Origin of the sequence: Kitasatospora sp. NPDC059827, assembly GCF_042731675.1 — a bacterium.
Classification (GTDB): domain Bacteria; phylum Actinomycetota; class Actinomycetes; order Streptomycetales; family Streptomycetaceae; genus Kitasatospora.
Window position 1 is genome coordinate 177,581 of the sequence record NZ_JBHWIV010000004.1, and the last position, 14,826, is coordinate 192,406.

11 protein-coding genes and 1 riboswitch are annotated in these 14,826 nt (G+C 73.4%); of the genes, 6 read left to right on the forward strand and 5 right to left on the reverse strand.

What is annotated here, in order from left to right; all coding sequences use genetic code 11:
• Positions 1-14: 14 nt before the first annotated feature.
• The 5 genes from ACFV8H_RS04390 to ACFV8H_RS04410 all read left to right on the forward strand — a co-directional run bounded on the left by ACFV8H_RS04390 (position 15) and on the right by ACFV8H_RS04410 (position 5,605).
• Entirely contained in the window at positions 15-251 is a 237-nt protein-coding gene (locus tag ACFV8H_RS04390) for a hypothetical protein (RefSeq protein WP_380396458.1), read from the forward strand.
• Positions 252-301: 50 nt separating this feature from the next.
• Complete coding sequence (locus tag ACFV8H_RS04395) at positions 302-856, forward strand: hypothetical protein (protein ID WP_380396459.1); 555 nt, start codon at positions 302-304, stop codon at positions 854-856.
• 129 nt (positions 857-985) lie between these two features.
• Complete coding sequence (locus tag ACFV8H_RS04400; RefSeq protein ID WP_380396460.1) at positions 986-2,950, forward strand: hypothetical protein; 1,965 nt, start codon at positions 986-988, stop codon at positions 2,948-2,950.
• Position 2,951: 1 nt separating this feature from the next.
• Positions 2,952-3,326, forward strand: coding sequence for a hypothetical protein (locus ACFV8H_RS04405; RefSeq protein WP_380396461.1), 375 nt, complete (start codon positions 2,952-2,954; stop codon positions 3,324-3,326).
• A 5-nt stretch (positions 3,327-3,331) separates the two neighbouring features.
• Positions 3,332-5,605, forward strand: coding sequence for a type IV secretory system conjugative DNA transfer family protein (locus ACFV8H_RS04410; RefSeq protein WP_380396462.1), 2,274 nt, complete (start codon positions 3,332-3,334; stop codon positions 5,603-5,605).
• 77 nt (positions 5,606-5,682) lie between these two features.
• On the opposite strand, the gene ACFV8H_RS04415 is transcribed toward ACFV8H_RS04410, so the two are convergent.
• Positions 5,683-6,618 carry a GDSL-type esterase/lipase family protein gene (locus ACFV8H_RS04415; protein ID WP_380396463.1) on the reverse strand — a complete coding sequence of 312 codons (936 nt, stop codon included), beginning with the start codon at positions 6,616-6,618 and terminating at the stop codon, positions 5,683-5,685.
• Positions 6,619-6,686: 68 nt separating this feature from the next.
• On the reverse strand, positions 6,687-8,246 hold the full coding sequence (locus ACFV8H_RS04420; protein ID WP_380396464.1) for a threonine/serine exporter family protein: 1,560 nt from the start codon (positions 8,244-8,246) through the stop codon (positions 6,687-6,689).
• Positions 8,247-8,480: 234 nt separating this feature from the next.
• Positions 8,481-8,650: riboswitch (cobalamin riboswitch) on the forward strand.
• A 177-nt stretch (positions 8,651-8,827) separates the two neighbouring features.
• Between ACFV8H_RS04420 and metE the strand changes: the two genes are divergently transcribed.
• Positions 8,828-11,143: a 5-methyltetrahydropteroyltriglutamate--homocysteine S-methyltransferase gene (metE, locus tag ACFV8H_RS04425; RefSeq protein ID WP_380396465.1), complete on the forward strand. Its 2,316-nt coding sequence runs from the start codon at positions 8,828-8,830 to the stop codon at positions 11,141-11,143.
• A gap of 97 nt (positions 11,144-11,240) precedes the next feature.
• Here metE and ACFV8H_RS04430 read toward each other — a convergent pair whose 3' ends face one another.
• The 3 genes from ACFV8H_RS04430 to ACFV8H_RS04440 are packed head-to-tail and all read right to left on the reverse strand — an operon-like array spanning position 11,241 to position 14,544.
• On the reverse strand, positions 11,241-11,969 hold the full coding sequence (locus ACFV8H_RS04430) for a hypothetical protein (RefSeq protein ID WP_380396510.1): 729 nt from the start codon (positions 11,967-11,969) through the stop codon (positions 11,241-11,243).
• A gap of 20 nt (positions 11,970-11,989) precedes the next feature.
• A complete protein-coding gene (locus tag ACFV8H_RS04435; RefSeq protein ID WP_380396466.1) occupies positions 11,990-12,349 on the reverse strand; it encodes a hypothetical protein in 360 nt (119 codons plus the stop codon).
• Complete coding sequence (locus tag ACFV8H_RS04440) at positions 12,346-14,544, reverse strand: glycoside hydrolase domain-containing protein (protein ID WP_380396467.1); 2,199 nt, start codon at positions 14,542-14,544, stop codon at positions 12,346-12,348. Before ACFV8H_RS04440 ends, ACFV8H_RS04435 begins: the two co-directional genes overlap by 4 nt.
• Positions 14,545-14,826: the final 282 nt, after the last annotated feature.

Genomic DNA, 14,826 nt, shown 5'->3' on the forward strand with positions numbered 1-14,826 from the left:
GAAGGAGAACCGCCATGCCCTCGACCGACACCCCGTCGACTGTCGAGCCCACCCACTCCTGGCTGATCACCCTCCAGCACCCGGTGCCCAACGGTTTCACCATCGCGACGCGCACCGGCAGCTCCACCTTCCCGCCCGGCTACCCCCGGCAGGACGCCTACACCGGCATCCGGGACTACCTGGCGCGACGCGAGCCCCTGCTGGCCGCCGCGGACGTCCTGTTCTTCTCCCTGGAGCCCTACCGGCTCTGAGTGCTTCAACTCCCCGCCTTCCCCGCCTGGTTCACGAACAGGAGAACGTCATGGCCGAGCGTGATTCGGTCTACAACGACCCCGCCTACGACATCACCAGCGTGCCGTCCTGGAAGGCGCCGCCGCTGCACGGCGCCTACGCCCCGAACGCCCGGCTGTCCCCCCGAGTCCTGGCCGGGATCGGCGCCGGAGCGGTCGTGCTGGCCGCCGCCGGGATGGTCGCCTACTCCAACTACGCCTCGGCCCAGGCCGACGCCGACGTGAAGAAGGCCCAGATCGCCCTGGACAGCTCGAAGGTGGAGCTGGAACGGCAGAAGCAGGCCGCCGACCTCGCGAAGACCGCCGACCAGGAGACCCCCGCGCAGAAGGCCCGCCGGGAGGCGGTCCAGACGTGCGTCGCCAAGGCCGGCAATGCGTACAACGCCGTCTCCGACTGCGGCAAGGTCTTCCCCTCCGTGGACGCGCCCGGGATGGTCAACACCTCCCGCACCGTCTCCGACGGGGGCGACGACGGCTCGACTCCGGGCGTCGGCCTGGTCGTCCTCGGCGTCGCCGGGAGTGCGGTGGCCGTCGGCTGGATGAAGCGGAAGTTCTTCCGTCCGTAACCGATTGTGACCTCCCCCCACCCACCCCCCATCCGGAGAAGCGTCTTCCCCACCCGCTCAGGGGCGTGGGAGGGGGCTTTCTGCTCGGGTGGGGGGTGGGTGGGAGGTTGCAGAGAGTGAGGAATCGCGATGACCGCACCCGCCGCTCCTGGCACTCCGCTCCCCCCGCCGACCCCGGCCGCACCGCCCGTCGTGGAAGCCGCCGAGGCTTCTCCGGAGGGGGCCGCACCGGGGTCGGGCACCGCCGCCGGTGGTCCTCCGAGCACCCTGGCGCAGATCCTCGCCCCCGTGCGCCCGGCCCGCCAGGGCGAGCCGCTCGGCACCACCGCGGCCCTGGCCCAGACCCCCGACACCCCCACCGGCCCCGCCGGCCCGAACCCCGCCGCCGAGAACCCGGACGGCGGGCCCGGTGCCGACGGCGCCCGGGAGGGCGCCCTCTCGGCGCTAGTGCGGGCGCTGGCCGAGCGGTGGCGCCGCACCGGCACCACGACCAGCATCAAGCGCGCCCACAACATCACCGAGAACCGGGTCTCCGGCACCTCGGCGACCACCACCAACGCCAACAAGTCCGACCGCCTCGCCAAGAACGAGCACGCCGCCCAGCACCGCTCCCAGCGCGACGCGAAGACCGCGGACCTGAACAACAAGACCAGCCAGCAGCAGCACCAGGGCCGCGACCAGCGCGACGTCAGGAAGAACGACACCAACGACGCGAAGAACCGCGACCACCGCACCAAGGCCGACACCGACGCCAAGACCGCCGACACGAAGGCCGCCAAGACCGACAGCTCCACCGCGTCCAAGGCCAACCACGACACCAAGACGGCCGACACCAAGTCCGACGCCAGGGCCGCCAAGAACGACACCTCGGCCAAGACCAGCGGCGACGACAAGAACCACCGCGACACCCGCTCCGCGAAGACCAGCACCTCGAAGGACACCACCACCCCCGTCAAGGCCGCCGACACCAGCGGCGCGAAGCCCGAACCCCCGGTCGGCGGCACGGGCAAGGGCGGGAAGGCCCCGAAGAACCCCGCCGCCCCGAAGCCCGACAAGAGCGGCGCCGGGAAGCCCCCGAAGACGACCCCCGCCGACAGGCCGGACGGCACGAGCGGCGAGAAGCCGGACAAGCCCGGCCCGGGACCGTCCGAGCCGCCGAAGCCCGCCGCCAAGGGCGTGGACAAGGGGCTGGACACCAAGTTCGACGGCGCCAAGGCCATCGAGGACAAGGTCCGCGGCGACAAGCCGAGCCCGCCCGCCCCGGCCGGCCCCACCGAACCGGACGCACCCGGCACGACGGCGAAGCCCCCGGCCACCGCGAAGACCCCGCCCCCGGTAGCGCCCGCCACCGCGGTGGTCGACGGGGAGAAGCCCGCTCCGCCGCCGGTGCCCGGCAAGGCCCCGGCCGGCGCGGACGAGACCGAGAGGAAGAAGCCCGTGCCTGACAAGACCCCGGGGATGGAGCCGGTCCACGGCTCGACCGCCGACATGGCGAAGAAGCCGCCCTCCCCCGCCGGTGAGGCCGGCGGGACCGCTTCGGGCCCGGCGCGCACCCCGCGCCGCCCGGCGCACCCCCCGCAGCCGACCCGCCCGCCGCAGAGCCCGGACGGGAAGCCGCAGGCCGCTCCGGTACGGGACATCGCCGTCGGCGCCGACAGCGTCTCGTTCACGGCCGGGCCGGGCGAGGGCACCCAGCACCGAATGAGCCGCGGCGAGGTGCGCACGCTGCGGCAGTTCGAACTCGGCCTGGCGGTGAAGCAGGAAAGGCTGACCCGGATCGCCGAGGACAGCAAGACCGCCCGCGAGCACGCCGCCGAGCACGCCAAGCGCGCCCAGCAGCTCGCCGAGGACGCCCAGCACGTCAAGGGCGGTATCGCCCTGGTCAACAAGCTGCGGCGCCTGGCCGAGCGCACCGCCGCCCTGGACAGCGCCGCCCAGGAGACCCAGCAGCGCGCCGCCCGGGGCACCGAGGCCGTCACCGTGCTGGCCTCCAACGCCCACACCCGCCACGGCCGGATCTACCAGGCCGTGATCGACAGCCCGCTCACGACGCCCGCCGAACGCGGCTTCTACCAGGCCCACCAGGGAGGCTGACATGGCAACCGACCTCACCTACCGCGAACTCGTACGCCAGGTCCGCGAGTTGTCCAGAAAGGTGCGGCGCGACACCGCCGCCTTCCAGGCCCTTGCCACCGCGCAGAAGGAACAGGCCCAGCAGACCGGCCGGCTCGCCGAGCAGATCGCCACCCTCCACGTGGACGCCGCCACGGTCGCCGAGACCCGCGAGGTCTCCCGGATCATGCAGGGCCTGTCCGACGCCGCGATCGCCTACGCCGCCTCCGCCGAGGAGGCCGGCCGGGAGGCCGTCGCCACCGAGCGGCAGGCCCACACCGACCACGACGGCATCCAGCAGGCCGTCGACTCCTCCCGCGTCCCCATGGCCGACCGCACGTGGTACACCCAGGAGTAGCCGAGATGACCACCCCTCACACCGCCCACACCACCCAGGCCCCCAACCCCGCCACCGAGAGGCGCTTCGCCGTCGCGCAAGTCGCCGCCCCGCTGCTGGCCGCCGGCGTGACGCCGTTCCTCGACCCGCAGGCCGCCGGGACCGTCGCCACGTTCATGGCCGCCCCGGTCCTGGTCGCCGGAGCCAACGCCGCCGGGATGCTGTCCGACCGGCTGCTGGACGACCTGCCCGGCGGGGACGTCCTGCGCGCCCACCGCCGCCCCTTCGCCCTGTCCGCCGTCGCCACCGCGACCGCCGCGGCCACCGCCACCGTGCAGGGCCTGCCCGGCATCGACGCCCTGCTCGCCGGGTGGATGACCATGCCCTCCCTCTCCGGGCTGGTCTCCACCGCCTGGTGGGCCACCACCGGCCTGGTCGCGTTCTCCCTGCGCCGCGTCCTCGGCACCAGCAAGCCCAAGACCAAGACCCCCACCGCCCCGGTCGCGCCGGGCGAACCCGAACTGCCCCCGGCCGTCGCCAAGGTCTTGCAGCTCTGGCTCGCCCACATCAGCGGCGAGTACGGCGCCCACCCGGGGCAGCACCTCACCCTCACCGGCCACGGGCCCGAGGCCTGGGAGGGGATCGTCGAGGCCGACCCCGGCCGGCCGGTCACCGTCACCCCCGGCGCGGTCTCCGGCGTCTACCGCGTCCCCGCCGCCTGGGTGAGCATCACCGACGGCCCGCACGACAGCGCCCGCCGCATCCACGTGCGCCTGATCGCCCCCGCCGAGCAGGACGGCCCCCAGTACTCCGCCCTGGAGGCCCTCTGGCTGCAGCGGGTCGCCCGCCGCGGCGGCTGCATGCCCGGCACCCACCTCGAAGGGCTCGTCCCCGACCCGGCGACCGGTGGTGTCGCGGCGTGGGTCATGGCGGACGAGGACACCGACGCCCTCACCGTCCCCGACCTCTACACGATCGCCGGGGCCCTGCGCACGACCCCGCTGCTGGTCTCCGTCGAGCGCACCGGCAACCCCCGCAAGGCGATCTTCCGCATGATGGACCGCTCCCCGCTGGAGGAGGGCCGCCCGCTGCCCGGCCCGGAGACCCTCGCGGCGAACAAGAACGGGTTCGTGCAGCTCGGCACCGGGGTGTCCGGCAAGCCCGCCCGGGTCCAGCTCTACGACCCCGAAGGCGGGGCCCGCCACGTCCTGGTCGCCGGGGTCACCGGCTCCGGCAAGGGCGGCGTCCTCCAGCTCCTGGGCCTGAGCTACCACGTCAACGGCGCCGCGATCATCTACGCCGACCCCAAGGGCTCCTCCAACCCGGACGTCGAGGACATGGCCGCCTACGCCGGCTGCGGGCTGGACGGGGCGATCGGCGCCCTGCGCGTGGCCTACGCCCTCCTCCTCCACCGGATCGCCGAGAGCCGGGACCTGCGGGCCAAGAACTTCGAGCCCACCCCGGAGCGGCCCTACGTCGTCACCATCCTGGACGAGATGTCCCAGCTCCTCGGCGACAAGAGCCCCCACAAGGCCGAAGCCGCGTTCATCGTGCTGGCCCTCGCCGCCCTGGGCCGCTCCATGGGCATGCCCCTGGTGCTGTGCGGACAGATCATCAACCTCGACCAGATGGGCTCCAGCACCGCCATCCGCGACAACGTCTTCTACGGCGGCGCCCTGATCCTCCTTCGGTCCGACAGCGCGCAGGCCGACCGTGTCGACCTCCCCAGGGCGTTCGACGGCATCGACCCCTCCCAGATCCCCGCCTACTGGAAGGGCGACGACGAGAACCTCATCTACGACCCGAACGTCCCCGAAGACGACCCCCGCCGCACCTTCGGTGTCGGCTACGTCGTCGGCCCCGACGAGCGCGCCGAGATGATGCGCCACTGGATCCTCGAATCCGCCGCCGGCCACTTCGACCCGGCCCGGATCGCCTACCCGGCGGACTTCCCCGACTGGGCCGACCGCGACGCCATCGCCGCCACCCCGGTCGGCCCCGCCGCCGAGGAGGGCGGCAACGGCGGCAGCACGGGGTGGACGCCCTCCTCCGCCACCGCGCCGTCCCTGGTCAAGGAGCCCACCGCCGAGGAGAAGATCCTCACCGTGCTGGACGAGCGCCGCGACCCCATGGGCGCCGAGGTCATGTACCTCCACCTCGACCAGATCACCGACATGACCGGCGTCACCCGCAAGACCGTCGAGAACACCCTCAGCCGCCTCACCAAGAAGGGCGATGTGGTCCGCCGGCCGGGCTCCGCCGGCGAGTACGGCCTCCCCCTCTCCGAGCAGGCCGAGTAGTCCCCGCCGTGGGGGCCCGGCGCCCCCCCGTGCGCGGGGGCCCGGGGGGCCCGGGGGCCCCCCCGCCCCCACCGCGGTCAGCCGAGGGCGTCCAGGTGCCGGTGGAGCTCCTTGTGTCCCGCCGCGTCGGGGTGCAGGCCGTCGACGAGCAGGTGGGGCTGGTCGCGGAGCGGCTCCCACAGGTCGAGGAAGTCGATGTGGTGGTCCGCGCACCAGGCCCGCAGGGCCGTGCGCAGGGCGAGCGCCCGGTCCGTGGTGAAGCGCAGGCCCTCGTAGTCGCCGGTGCGGGTCTCGTCGAGCCAGATCGGCCCGACGACCACCAGGCGGGCGTTGTGCCGCCGGGCCGTCGCGGCCAGCGAGTCGAGGTGGCCGGTGAGGTGGATGAGCCCGTCGTGGCCGTCGCCCGGCGCGGCGAGCGGCACGGCGGAGTCGTTGATCCCCGCCGCCACGATCAGCGTGTCCGGGTGACGGGGAGGCAGGAGCGCGGGGGTCTGCGCGCTGACGTCCGCCAGGGTGCTGCCGGGGACGGCGAGGTTGAAGACCCGGTTCTGGGTCTCGTTCGCCGCGATGTGGGCCGCCGCCAGGTGCCCGGTCCAGCCGCCCTGGGGGTCGCAGCGCCCGTAGGCGATGCTGTCGCCGACGATGACGATGCGTGCCGCCGAGCGCAGCGGGTTCGCGTCCAGGTAGGCCCAGGCGGTCTCGCCCGAGGTGAGCAGGACCTGTCGCCGGGCGTAGTCGGCGACCTCGTACGCGTCGGCCGCGGCCAGCTCCTCGTCGGTCAGCCGCAGGACGGCGCCCTCGACCGTGCTGCCGAGCCTGCGTTCCAGGGTCAGGTGCACGTCCTGGCCGCTGGTGGCGATGACGGCCTCGTCGGTGATGGTGAGGGGCCTGGTCGTGTACCCGGCCAGGGAGGCGGGGGCGGTCGGGACGGTGCGCCCGAAGAGCGCGGTCTGGACCTGCCGGTCCAGCAGCGTGCCGAAGGAGAACAGGAGGTGGGGCAGGGACTCGGTCACCGTGACGCCGTGGCCTTTCACTTCACTCGGAATGATCAACTCACTCTCCCACACGCCCCGGGCGTGGCTCAGCGTCGGTGGCGGCCCCGGTGGCGGGCGGCCGAGGTGGCCGGGGTGGCCGGGGCGGACGGCCGGGCCGGAAGGAAGAGGCGGGCCGCCTCCCGGCCCAGGTTGACGCCGATGGCGAGGGACATCGCGGTGGCGGTGGCGTGCCCGAGGCCGCTGAGCCCGGCCTCCGGTTCGCCGCGGACGAAGGCGAGCAGCCCGAAGTACAGCAGCGACCCGGGCAGCAGGGAGCCCAGGGCGGCGGTGACGTACGGCAGCACCGAGCTGCCCCGGTAGCGGGCCATCAGCTGGCCGGACAGGCCCACCAGGACGGCGGCCAGGCCGGTGGCCATGATCGGCTCCGCGCCGGCGTCGGCCAGCACGGAGTACGTGGTCCAGCCCGCCGCGCTGTTGACCAGGACGGCCGGCAGGGTGGTCGGCTCGGTGTTGAGCAGCACCGCGAAGGTCAGCGCGAGCAGGACGGCGGCCGCGAGTTGCAGCGGCGGGTTGGAGGTGGCGGCCGGGCCGCTCTGGGCGGCCAGGTCGGCGCCGTTGTTGACCCCGATGTAGAGCACGGTCATCACCCCGACGACCACGCCCGCCAGCAGGTACAGCACCTCCAACAGCCGTGCGGCGGCGGTGAGGTAGAAGCCCGCGAGGCCGTCCTGCACGGCCGCTACCATCGGCCAGCCGGGCAGCAGCGCGTACAGCCCGCCGGTGATCACCACCGAGCCGCGCAGCTGGAGCTGGTTGAAGGACATCAGGATGCCGACCACCGCGGCCGGGGTCGCGGCCGCCGCGAGCCGGTAGAACTCCGGCAGGTCGTGCCGTTCGACCCGGGCGGCCAGCGCGCCGCCCACCATGGTGGTGACCACGGCGCTCACGAACACCAGCCAGGCCCGGGCGTCGGCCCGGCCGCCGACCAGCAGGGTGGCGACGCCGGCCAGCAGGCCGGAGGAGAGCACCAGGACCCAGGCCGGGTAGTGGCGGCAGTGCCGGTGCACGGTGCGCAGCCGCCGGTGGGCGTCGTCCACGGCGAGCCCGCCGGTGGTGATCTCGGTGACCAGCCGGAACAGTGCGGCCAGCCCGGCGTAGTCCCCGGTGGGGCGGCGGACGAAGCGCTCGGCCGTCACCGGCGGGTCGCCGCGGCCGGGCCGGTAGGAGATCGCGACCCGGGTGAAGGCGACCTGGGGGTCGCAGGGGCGGACCCGGTAGGTTCGCGCCACGGCGAGCATCGCCGCCTCGACGTCCTCAGCGGCCTCGCCGCAGGTCAGCATCAACTCGCCCACCAGCAGCGCCAGTCCGAGCACGGCGGCGACCTCGCCGGCCCCCGGCTCGGCCGCACCGTCCTCGTCCTCCTCGCCGTGCCCGGCCGCCGGGTGGGCGGAGTTCGGGGAACGCAGCAGCGGCAGCATCTGCTCCGGCCAGCGGACCGCGCCGCCCGCGGCCCGGGGCGGTCTTCCGGAGACGGGATCGGCCTCCTCGGCCGCGCCCGGTCCGCCCTGCGGCGGCACCCGCGGCCCGTCCGGCCCGGTCGGTCCGTCCGTCTCGGCCCGCGCGCCGCTCTCCTCGTGTTCCGACATCGTCGCTCCCTGGACCACCCCCCAACTCGGCCACTCTCGGCACTCATTCGACTACCCGTCGCCATCGATTCGTGAACGTCGCACTCGGAGCGCGGAAAGATCCGCGCGCCCTGTCCGGCGGCTGACGCCGTCTCATCATGCGGACGGTTGTGCGGTTCTCCGGCCGGAAACCGGCGGGCTGCCCGTAGGGTGGCCGGTGCAGCTGGTTCGCCCCGTCCGCCAGGCGGGGCGTCGTAAGAGGGAACCCGGTGACGCCTTTCAACTGGCCAGTCCGGGACTGCCCCGCAGCGGTGAGTGGGAACGACCGCCGTCATACGCACTGGGCCCGGTTCGGGTCTGGGAAGCGACGGCCAGTAGGTGCCGGTCCTCGACGAGGACGGGCGGGCCCGCGAGTCCGAAGACCTGCCACTGCCCGGGTGCGACCGTTCGCGCCCGGCCATCCGGTGACCTCGAGGGCGGGTCGGCGACCACACCTGGCGGAGCCGTACCCGTGTGCGGGAGCCCGTCCGGTCCGTCGTCCCTTCGCGTCCTCGTCCCCGTCGCCGGGCACTTGAGGAACCAGACTCGCGAAGGAGAGTCCCTTGACCACGAAGTCCGCAGCCGCGGCGACCCTCGCCACCGCCCACGGCTACCCCCGCCAGGGGCGGGGCCGGGAGTTGAAGAAGGCGATCGAGGGGTACTGGAAGGGCGCCGTCACCGCCGAGGTGCTGCTGGCCACCGCCGCCGACCTGCGCCGGGGGAACTGGCAGCAGCTCGCCGACTCCGGCATCGAAGAGGTCCCGACCGGCGACTTCTCGCTCTACGACCACGTACTGGACACCACCGTGGCGGTCGGCGCGATCCCGCCGCGGCACCGGGAGGCGGTCGACGCCGACCCGCTGGACGGCTACTTCGCCATGGCGCGCGGCAACCAGGACGTCGCTCCGCTGGAGATGACCAAGTGGTTCGACACCAACTACCACTACCTCGTCCCGGAGTTGGGGCCGGAAACCGCCTTCGCCGCGAACCCGGCCAAGGCCGTCGCCGAACTCAAGGAGGCCCTCGCGCTCGGGCACGGCGCCCGTCCGGTGCTGGTCGGGCCGGTCAGCTACCTGCTGCTCGCCAAGCCGGCGCCGGGGGTGGCCGCCGACTTCCAGCCGATCACCCTGCTGGACCGGCTGCTGCCCGTCTACGCGGAACTGCTCGCGGCGCTCCGGACCGCCGGCGCGGAGTGGGTGCAGCTGGACGAGCCCGCGCTGGTCCAGGACCGGACCCCGGCCGAACTGAACGCCGCCGCCCGGGCCTACCGCGAGCTGGGCGCGCCGACCGAGCGGCCCAAGCTGCTGGTGGCGAGCTACTTCGACCGCCTCGGCGACGCCCTCGCGGTGCTGGCCAAGGCCCCGGTGGAGGGCCTGGCGCTGGACTTCACCGGACCGGCCGCCGCCAACCTGGCGGACCTCGCCGCCGTCGGCGGGCTGCCCGGCAAGCGCCTGGTCGCCGGGGTGATCGACGGCCGCAACATCTGGATCAACGACCTGGGCGCCTCGCTGGCCACCCTGGCCACCCTGCTCGGGCTCGCCGACCGGGTCGACGTCGCGCCCTCCTGCTCGCTGCTGCACGTGCCGATCGACGCCACCCTCGAACGCGACATCGACCCGCAGATCGCCCGCTGGCTCGCCTTCGCCAAGCAGAAGGCCACCGAGACCGCGCTGCTGGCCCGCGCCCTGCGCGAGGGCACCGGCGCGATCACCGCCGAACTCGCCGCCAACCGCGCCGACCTGGCCTCCCGCGCCACCTCGCTGATCACCCGCGACCCGGCCGTACGCGCCCGCACCGAGGCCGTCACCCCGGGCGACGCCCGGCGCGCCCAGCCCTACCCCGTACGGGCCGCGGCCCAGCGGGCTCGGCTCGCACTGCCACTGCTGCCGACCACCACCATCGGCTCCTTCCCGCAGACCACCGAACTGCGCGTCGCCCGGGCCGACCTGACCGCCGGGCGGATCGATGCCGCCGCGTACCAGGAGCGGATGGAGGCGGAGGTCCGCGAGGTGGTCGCCTACCAGGAGAAGGCCGGCCTGGACGTCCTGGTGCACGGCGAGCCCGAGCGCAACGACATGGTCCAGTACTTCGCCGAGCAGCTCACCGGCTACCTGGCCACCCGGCACGGCTGGGTGCAGTCCTACGGCACCCGCTACGTCCGGCCGCCGGTCCTGGCCGGGGACATCTCCCGCCCGCACCCGATGACCGTCGACTGGTTCCGCTACGCCCAGGACCTGACGGACCGCCCGGTCAAGGGCATGCTCACCGGCCCGGTCACCATGCTCGCCTGGTCCTTCGTCCGCGACGACCAGCCGCTCGCCGAGACCGCCCGGCAGGTGGCCCTCGCCCTGCGCGACGAGGTCACCGACCTGGAGGCCGCGGGTGCCGCCGTCGTCCAGGTCGACGAACCGGCCCTGCGCGAGACCCTGCCGCTGCGCGCCGCCGGCCGCCCGGCCTACCTGGACTGGGCCACCGAGGCCTTCCGGCTGGCTACCTCGGGCGTGCGCGCCGACACCCAGGTGCACACCCACATGTGCTACGCCGAGTTCGGCGCGATCATGACCGCGATCGACGAACTCGACGCCGATGTCATCTCCCTGGAGGCGACCCGTTCGCACATGGAGGTCGCCGGGGAACTGGCCTCCGCCGGGTACCCGCGCGAGGTCGGCCCGGGCGTCTGGGACATCCACTCCCCGCGGGTGCCGAGCACCGAGGAGGCCGTCGAGCTGCTGCGGGCCGGTCTCGCGGCGATCCCCGCCGAGCGGCTCTGGGTCAACCCCGACTGCGGCCTCAAGACCCGCGGCTGGCCCGAGACCCGCGCCTCGCTGGACAGCCTGGTCGCCGCCGCCCGCCGCCTGCGGGCCGAACTCGCGGTCTGATCAGGTGGGCTGATCGGGTGGGCTGATCGGGTGGGCCGATCGGACGGGTTCGGGGGCGGGCGCGGCACGGCTGCCGCGTCCGCCCCCCGTGGGGTGGTCAGCCTGCGCGCTGGGTGCGGGCCAGGGCGCTCGCCTCGGTGCGGCGGTCCGAGGAGGCCACGTCCACCGGGGTGCCCGCGCCCGCGCCGGGGCGCTCGGCCCAGCCGCGCAGCCGGTCGGCGAGCCGGTTCACCCGGCGGTCCTGCGGGCCGAGGGCGAGGTAGAACAGCGACTCGTCCACCTCGTCGTCGTCCCCGCCCCAGCGCACCACGCCCTGGCAGTCGGCGAGGATGTCGCGCAGCACCAGCTCCTGGTGGGCGAAGAGCCCGCCCTTGGCCGAGGCACCGGGGCGGATGCGGACGGCGGTGCCGGAGGCGAGGTTCGACTCCGGCAGTGCCGTGCGCAGCCCGCCGATCTCCTGCCAGCCGAGCAGGTCGCCGTCGGGGAGTTCCTCCACCTCGTAGTGGAAGCGCCGGATCAGGTGGACGAGGATCTCCTCGACGTCGCCGATCCGGAGGTCGACCGAGAGCCCGGTGCCGGCGACCTGGCGGGTCCAGACGGTGGAGACGTGGTTGGCCTCCTTCTCGATCGTCCAGCCGTTGGCGCTGGTGGGGAGCTTCCGTTCGGTGAGTTCGGGGAGCCCGGGGGCCTGCGGCGGGGTGGTGACCGGGGCGGCCGAGGCCGTGCCCGGGAGCAGGGCGGCCGTGGCCGCGGCCGCGCCGAGGACGGCGGCGCCCCGGACGGCGGTGCGTCGGGTGACGGTGCGCCGGGTGACGGTGGTCTGCACGTTTTCCAACTCTCTTTCTCCTACAGGACGATGATGAGCACGAAGGTGGGCACCAGGGTCAGTAGGACGCTGGTCGGCCAGTACACCGCGCGGCGGCCGTGCGGGGCGGTGCGGCGCCGCAGGGCGCGGTTGGCGAACCACCACAGGACGGCGGAGCCGAGCACCAGGGGGCCGGGCAGCAGCAGCCACGGCAGGACGCCGTCGTTCTCCGTCGGCTCACGGCTGGTCCAACCGAGCGCGGCGAGCGGCCAGTTGGCGGCGAAGTAGTAGAGCAGCCAGACCGGGACGATGCCGGGCACCCCCAGCAGGAGGTTCACGACGGCGGCGGTGGGGGAGTAGTCGCGGGGCCGTTCGGCGTCCGCCGGGGTGGCGGAGCTCACTTGGTGCGGGAGAGCAGGTTGTAGCCCTCCAGGACGTTGTACAGGCCGATCAGCTCGCGGCCGTACTGCTGGGCGTCCTCGCCGAGGCCGTTGTACCGGGCGAGCAGGGCCTGGGTGTCGGCCGGGCCGGTGGTCAGGTCGGGGCGGGCGATCTTGAGCTGGTGGGCGTTGTAGACCGTCAGGTAGGCGACCGAGCGGATGTTGTAGGCCGGGTCCTGGAGCTTGTCCCAGACCTCCCGCAGGTTGGGCTCGGCCAGCGGGGAGCCGTTGATCAGGCCTTCCTTGAGGCAGTAGTTGCGGGCGGCCATGGCGACCCGGGCGAAGATCTGGCCCCAGCCCGTGCTGCAGTCCTCCAGGATCCCGTTGCGGACGCCGGCGTCGGAGACCGCGTCGAGCGGGTTCAGCTTGCGCAGCTCCCACAGGACGGGTGCCTGGATCAGGGCCTTGCGCAGCTTCAACTCGCGGGCCAGCGCGGTGAACAGCCAGTCCGCGCTGAGTACCAGGTCGTACGCCTTGGTGGTGGAGACCCCGCCGAGGGTGACCCAGTCGGAGTCCGTCCAGCCGGAGCCGCCGGTCTCCGGGACACCGATCGACGTGAGGTACTTCTGCACGTCGCGCAGCATCGGGTCGCGGTAGGCGGTCTTGTCCAGGTCCACGTCGAGCCCGGCGACGCTGGGCAGGCCCGGGTCGAAGTCGCCCTGGCCGGTGTCCCGGCCGGAGGCGATGTTGTTGTCGATCTCGATGGCGCCCGCGCCCGAGCCGACGGTGATGGTGGCGATCTGGTCGAAGGCCCAGTTGGTCGGCATCGGGTAGCCGAGGTTGCCGGAGAAGCCGCTGGACATGTCGGAGACGAAGCTGGTCTCCGCGTAGCCCGCGTCGGCGACCCGCTGGCAGACGTTGCGCGGACCGTAGATCCCCACCCGGTACGGCGAGTTCTCGCTGATCGTGTGGTGGACGCCCCGGAAGTGCGGGACGATCTTGGCGGTGACCTCGCCGTCCATCGCGTCGTAGTCGACGGCGAAGTAGATGGTGGTGCCGGGCTTGAAGCCGTGGAAGCGCGCCCACTCGACCGCGCGGAAGGCGTCGTTGTTGCCCTGCTCGTAGCCGAAGTAGTCCGCCGACCGGCTCCAGGTCTGGTAGATCGGGAAGCAGCGCAGGCCGTACTGCTTGATGGTGGCCAGCTCGCCCGGCTGGATCTGCTTCTCCGGCAGGCTGGTGGTCGAGGCGTTGGAGAGGTACCGGCCGATGTACTGGTAGCCGGCGTCCTTGAGCGCCTGGGCACGGGCCGGGGTGATCTTGGTGACGCCGTCGCAGGCCGTGCCGCGGCGGGTCTGGTCGCCGTAGGAGACCAGCAGCGAGGCCCAGGTCTGGAAGTCGCCCGCGCCGGTGACCGGCAGCTTCACGAAGGACTGGAAGGCCTCCACGCCGCTCTTCACGGTGGCGGTGAAGTCGCCGAGCGGGACGTCCCGCTTGTTGAGGATCATCGCCGCCGTGAACAGCGTCGGCCAGGTGCCGGTGGCGCCGAGCGTGAGGGTGCGGCCCTTCAACCCCGCCTGGGTGCCGGGGCCGAAGGCGCCGTTCGCGGTGCCGTCGGCCATGCCCAGCTCGTACTGGATCGCCAGCAGCATGGACTTGGCGACGTCCCGGGAGTGGTGCCCGTCGCAGGGGATGACGAAGAAGTCCTTGCGGTTGACGTAGCGGCCGTTCAGCCACCGCTGGATGGCCCGGACGCCGTCCGTACCGCCGTTGACGGTGACGTAGGCGTCCATGGTGAGCAGGCCCTTGACCACCTTGGGTTCGAGGGCGCTGCCCGGGAACACCGACTCCAGGCCCATGTGGGTCTTGAGCCTGCCGACCGCGGCCTTCACCCGGTCGTTGTACTTCCCGTCGATCTCGCCGCCGTCGTAGCCCTTGCAGTACAGGGCGGCCTGGAGGATCCGGCAGAAGTTCGCGGACGGGACGGTCGACTCGTCGAGCCTCGGGTACTTGCCCTGGAGGGTCGAGAGGGTGGTCGGGCCGAAGGAGTTCGACAGCGCGGTGATGCCCATCTCGTACTGGAGCGCGCGGGTCAGCGCGTACATGGTCGGCCAGCCGGTCCGGCCGTCCTCCTCCAGCTTCGAGATGCCGAGCGTGGCACCGCTGTTGTAGGTCGTGTTGATGAACTTCTGAGCCAGACGAACCATCTCGTCAGCCATGAGCTGTCTCCCGTGTTCCGGTGGAGCGCCGCCACCCCTCTCCGGGGCACGGGGGAGACCGCGGGGCGGCCGGGCGCGAGCAGGGCGGCACCCCCGCCACCGTGGCGGTCCGGTGGAACGAGGCCGGCGGTGATGCCCCCCCTGGAAACGGCCGCGGTCCCCCCGTTGCGGCACGGGGAGGAACTTTACCAGGGCTTTGGGGAGACTTGACCTGCTGTTTGGTTCTGCTCGGCTCGGCCTGATTCGGCCCGGCGCGGCCCAGTGCTTCTCCCGGGCCCGGTG

What these genes read in the sequence shown, in the direction of transcription:
- ACFV8H_RS04410 (WP_380396462.1), top strand. Translation starts at nt 3,332, where the DNA reads ATGACCACCCCTCACACCGCCCACACCACCCAGGCCCCCAACCCCGCC.
- ACFV8H_RS04390 (WP_380396458.1), top strand. Translation starts at nt 15, where the DNA reads ATGCCCTCGACCGACACCCCGTCGACTGTCGAGCCCACCCACTCCTGG.
- ACFV8H_RS04405 (WP_380396461.1), top strand. Translation starts at nt 2,952, where the DNA reads ATGGCAACCGACCTCACCTACCGCGAACTCGTACGCCAGGTCCGCGAG.
- ACFV8H_RS04400 (WP_380396460.1), top strand. Translation starts at nt 986, where the DNA reads ATGACCGCACCCGCCGCTCCTGGCACTCCGCTCCCCCCGCCGACCCCG.
- ACFV8H_RS04395 (WP_380396459.1), top strand. Translation starts at nt 302, where the DNA reads ATGGCCGAGCGTGATTCGGTCTACAACGACCCCGCCTACGACATCACC.
- ACFV8H_RS04440 (WP_380396467.1), bottom strand. Translation starts at nt 14,544, where the DNA reads ATGGCTGACGAGATGGTTCGTCTGGCTCAGAAGTTCATCAACACGACC.
- ACFV8H_RS04420 (WP_380396464.1), bottom strand. Translation starts at nt 8,246, where the DNA reads ATGTCGGAACACGAGGAGAGCGGCGCGCGGGCCGAGACGGACGGACCG.